This window comes from Streptomyces sp. E11-3, assembly GCF_046540415.1.
Classification (GTDB): domain Bacteria; phylum Actinomycetota; class Actinomycetes; order Streptomycetales; family Streptomycetaceae; genus Streptomyces.
Genome location: NZ_JAZGRL010000018.1, coordinates 1 through 3,757, shown reverse-complemented (window position 1 = coordinate 3,757; position 3,757 = coordinate 1). Strand labels below are relative to the sequence as shown.

The window sequence follows — 3,757 nt, the reverse complement described above, 5'->3', positions numbered from 1 at the left end:
TCCCCCGCACCCAGCCCGCCCCGCGCCCCGCGTTCCACCCGATGACGATCCGCACCGCGCGGGACGCCGTGACCGCCGCCGCGCGGTATCTGAAGTGGCTGGGCTACGCCGACGTACGCGGCGCCGAGCCGCAGGCGCCCTCCGGCATCGGGCTGTGCGCGAACGGTCTGGTGGCGCAGGTCGAGCCGTCCACACATCCCGCGACCCTGCGCGATGTGGAGTGCCTGTGGCTGACCGGACTCAGCGAGTCCGCCATCGGCGTCTACTTCTCCCTGGCCGGATACACGGACGACGCCCGCACCCGCGCCGACGCACTCGGCGTACCCCTCTTCGTCCTCGACCTCACAGGCACGCCACAGCCGGTGAACAGCCCCGCGGACGAACTGTTCAGCACGGGGGCGTGAACAGCGCCGACGGGGCCCGCCGCGCGTCGCCTGGGCCGAAGGCCCCAGCCCGCCGAGACTGACGCCATGAGCGACAGCACCACCTCAGCGAGCGGAAGAGCGAGGGATACGAAGGAAACGGAAGATACGGAAGATGCGGAGGAAACGAAGGAAACGAAGGAAACGAAGGAGGCGAAGGAAGCGAAGGAAGCGGCGGAACAGTCCGTCGACCTCAAGGGTGGCCCCGGCCACCTGGTCCTGCTCGCCCTCGTCTTCGCCGTGCCCGTACTCAAGCTCACCTGGACCCTCGGCGGCAGCGCCGCGGCCCGCGAGGCGCTCCTGTCGATGGAGCCGTCCAACTGGCCGGACGTCCTGATCGGCATGCTGCTGTACGAGCCGCTGCTCGCCGCGGTCCTGGCGGCCGTCGTCTCGCACGCCTCGTACGCCTACTTCGCCGCCCGCGGCGGCGCCCAGCTGCACACGGCCACTCCGCTGCCCGTCCCGGCCGCGACGGCGGCCGTCGTCCCGGTCACCTTCGGCCTACTGGTCGGCGCCTTCCACGGCCTGTGGTGGGGTCTCGCGGTAGCCGTCGCCTCGTACGCGCTGCGGCTCGGGGTGATCGCCGAATACCGTACGGGCCGCCGCCACCCCCTCGGCGGCGGGCGCCGCACCCGCACCGCGCCCACCGGCTGGCGGCAGCGCGCGGCGGACGCGTCCCGCTGGGTCGCGCTGACGCTCGCCGTACTGGTCCTGCCGCTGCTCGCCGTGGTCTCGGCGCTGGACGGCCGGTCCTGGACCACCGTCCTGATGTGCGACGTCAACACAGGTCAGGAGACCGAACGGGCCAGACTGGTGGAGCTCGCCCGCAAGGGCACGGGCGTGGTCGGCTGGGACATCGCGGGCGGCGAGGTCGTCAACGGCCTCAACTGCGCTGTCTCGCACGACGAAGTCGTCCGCTCACCGTGGTGGCGCGGCGCATAATCGGACTATGCGCATCCGTCGGGCAACCGCCGCCGAACTCCCCGTGCTGCAAGGCATCGAGCGCGCCGCAGGCGCTCCCTTCCGCGACCTCGGAATGGCGGAGATCGCCGACGACGAGCCGCCGGAACTCGACCTGCTCGACGAGTTCCGGCGCGCGGGCCGCGCCTGGGTGGCCGTCGACCGCCCCGACCAACCCGGCGCGCCCGCCGCCCCGTTGGCGTACCTGATCGCCGAACCCGTCGACGACGCCCTCCACATCGAGCAGGTCTCCGTACACCCGGACGCCGCGGGGCGCGGGCTCGGCCGCACCCTGATCGCGTACGCCGCCGAGCGCGCCCGCGAAGAGGGGCTGACCGCGCTCACCCTGACGACGTTCGCCGAGGTGCCGTGGAACGCGCCGTACTACACGCGGCTCGGGTTCCACACCCTTCAGGAGGCCGAACTCACCGCGGGGCTGCGGAAGATATGCGCCCAGGAGGCGGAACACGGCCTGGACCGGTGGCCGCGGGTCTGCATGCGCAAGGCGCTCCCGTAGACCCGCCACCGGCAGCGGCCTTCGGCGACATGGCGACATGGCGACATGGCGACATGGCGACCAGGGTGCCTCGCGGGCTACCAGCGGGATACTGGAGGGGTGAGCGATTCGTACATCAAGCCCCACCTGCGGTGTGTGCACACCAGCGGGTCCGCTCTCAGCCACGCGGTGGCGGAGCGGGCGCTGGAGCGCGCGGCGGGGGTCTCCGACGTGGCGCCGTTGCCCGTCGGACCGCCGGTGCATGTGCTGGTGGTGCACACCGGACGGTCGGCGAATCTGCGCTGGTCGGCGGACGGTACCGCGCGCCAGGAGCGGTTCCATGCCGGGGACGCGCTGGTCAATCCGGCCGGGTGGGCGGCCCGGCCGCGCTGGCAGGACGACGTAGAGCTGCTGCTGCTCGGCATCGATCCGGGGTGGCTGGAGAAGCTGGCGGCCGAGGGCGGGGCCACCGGCCGGTTCGAGCTGGTCCCGCGGTTCCACTTCACCGATCCGCTGCTGAGGATGCTGCTGGAGCGGCTGGCGGCGGAGTACGCCGGTCCGGGCCCGGCGGACGGGCTGTATGCGCAGTCGCTGGTGCAGGCCGCGGCGGCGGTGGTGCTGCGGGTCGCGGGCGAAGGCGGTACGGAGACCCGGACGCGTGCGGGCGGGCTCGCGCCGCGCCGGCTGGCCGAGGTCGTGGACTTCATCCACGCGAACCTCGCTCAGCGGGTCACGCTCGCGGAGATGGCCGCTGTCGCCGGGGTCAGCGAGTCCCACTTCGCGCGGGTGTTCAGGATGTCGACAGGGGAGTCGCCGCACCGGTACGTGACGCAGCGGCGCCTGGAGCACGCCCGGCGTGAGCTCGTACGCACCAGCAGGCCGATCGCGGACATCGCGACGGAGGCGGGATTCGCCGACCAGAGCCATCTGACGAGGATGATGCGCCGCTACGAAGGGGCCACTCCGCAGGCGCTGCGCGACGGCGAAGGCGGTCGCTGACGGTTCCGGGTAAGTCGTGCACTGACGGCTCTGCGTAAGTCGTGAGCGGTTTGTTCCACCGGTGCGCGTTTCGTTCAAGATCGGCACCCCCTTCCCCGGAGAACCTGGGGGCATGGACAACCCAGACAAGACACTCAACGGCAAGGTCGCCTTCGTCGGCGGCGCGTCCCGCAACCTCGGCGGGCTGATCAGCACCACGCTCGGCGCGGAAGGCGCGCTGGTCGCGGTGCACTACAACAGCGACTCCTCGCGGGCCAAGGCCGAGGACGTCGTCGCGCAGATCAACGCCGGTCCGGGCGAGGCGTTCGCGATCCAGGGCGATCTGACCCGGGTCGCCGAGGTGGAGCGGGTCTTCGACGAGGTCGTGAACCGCTTCGGCAAGCTCGACTACAGCATCAACACCGCCGGCATGGTGCTGAAGAAGCCGCTCACCGAGATCACGGAGGAGGAGTACGACCGCATGTTCGCGGTCAACTCCAAGGCCGCGTTCTTCGTGATGCGCGAGGCCGCGCGCCGAATCGAGGACGGCGGTAAGATCGTCACGATCCTCACCTCACTGCTGGCCGCGTACACCGGCCTGTACTCGTCGTACGCGGGCAGCAAGGCGCCGGTCGAGCACTTCACCCGCGCCCTGTCCAAGGAGCTCTTCGGCCGGAACATCTCGGTCAACAACATCGCGCCCGGGCCGATGGACACCGCGTTCTTCTACCCGGCCGAGGACGCCGACTCCGTCGCGTACCACAAGTCCTCGGCCATGAACGGTGACCTGACGAGGATCGAGGACATCGTCCCGTGGGTCCGGCACCTGCTCACCGACGGCTGGTGGGCCAACGGCCAGACGATCTTCCTCAACGGCGGTTACACCACCCGCTGACCAGAT

General features: G+C 71.1%; 4 protein-coding genes and 1 pseudogene. All 5 read left to right on the top strand.

Features of this window, described 5'->3' with window-relative positions; translation table 11 throughout:
- Positions 1–404, top strand: a pseudogene (locus U9R90_RS34225) (hypothetical protein); the annotation flags it as partial.
- A gap of 66 nt (positions 405–470) precedes the next feature.
- Positions 471–1,364: a hypothetical protein gene (locus U9R90_RS34220; protein WP_411061224.1), complete on the top strand. Its 894-nt coding sequence runs from the start codon at positions 471–473 to the stop codon at positions 1,362–1,364.
- Between the two features lie 7 nt (positions 1,365–1,371).
- Positions 1,372–1,899: a GNAT family N-acetyltransferase gene (locus U9R90_RS34215; RefSeq protein WP_411061222.1), complete on the top strand. Its 528-nt coding sequence runs from the start codon at positions 1,372–1,374 to the stop codon at positions 1,897–1,899.
- Between the two features lie 99 nt (positions 1,900–1,998).
- The gene (locus U9R90_RS34210; RefSeq protein WP_411061220.1) at positions 1,999–2,877 is read left to right on the top strand and encodes a helix-turn-helix domain-containing protein; all 879 of its coding nucleotides are present in this window, start codon (positions 1,999–2,001) and stop codon (positions 2,875–2,877) included.
- A 112-nt stretch (positions 2,878–2,989) separates the two neighbouring features.
- Positions 2,990–3,751 (top strand): SDR family oxidoreductase, encoded by a 762-nt coding sequence (locus U9R90_RS34205; protein WP_411061218.1) that lies wholly within the window; start codon positions 2,990–2,992, stop codon positions 3,749–3,751.
- Positions 3,752–3,757: the final 6 nt, after the last annotated feature.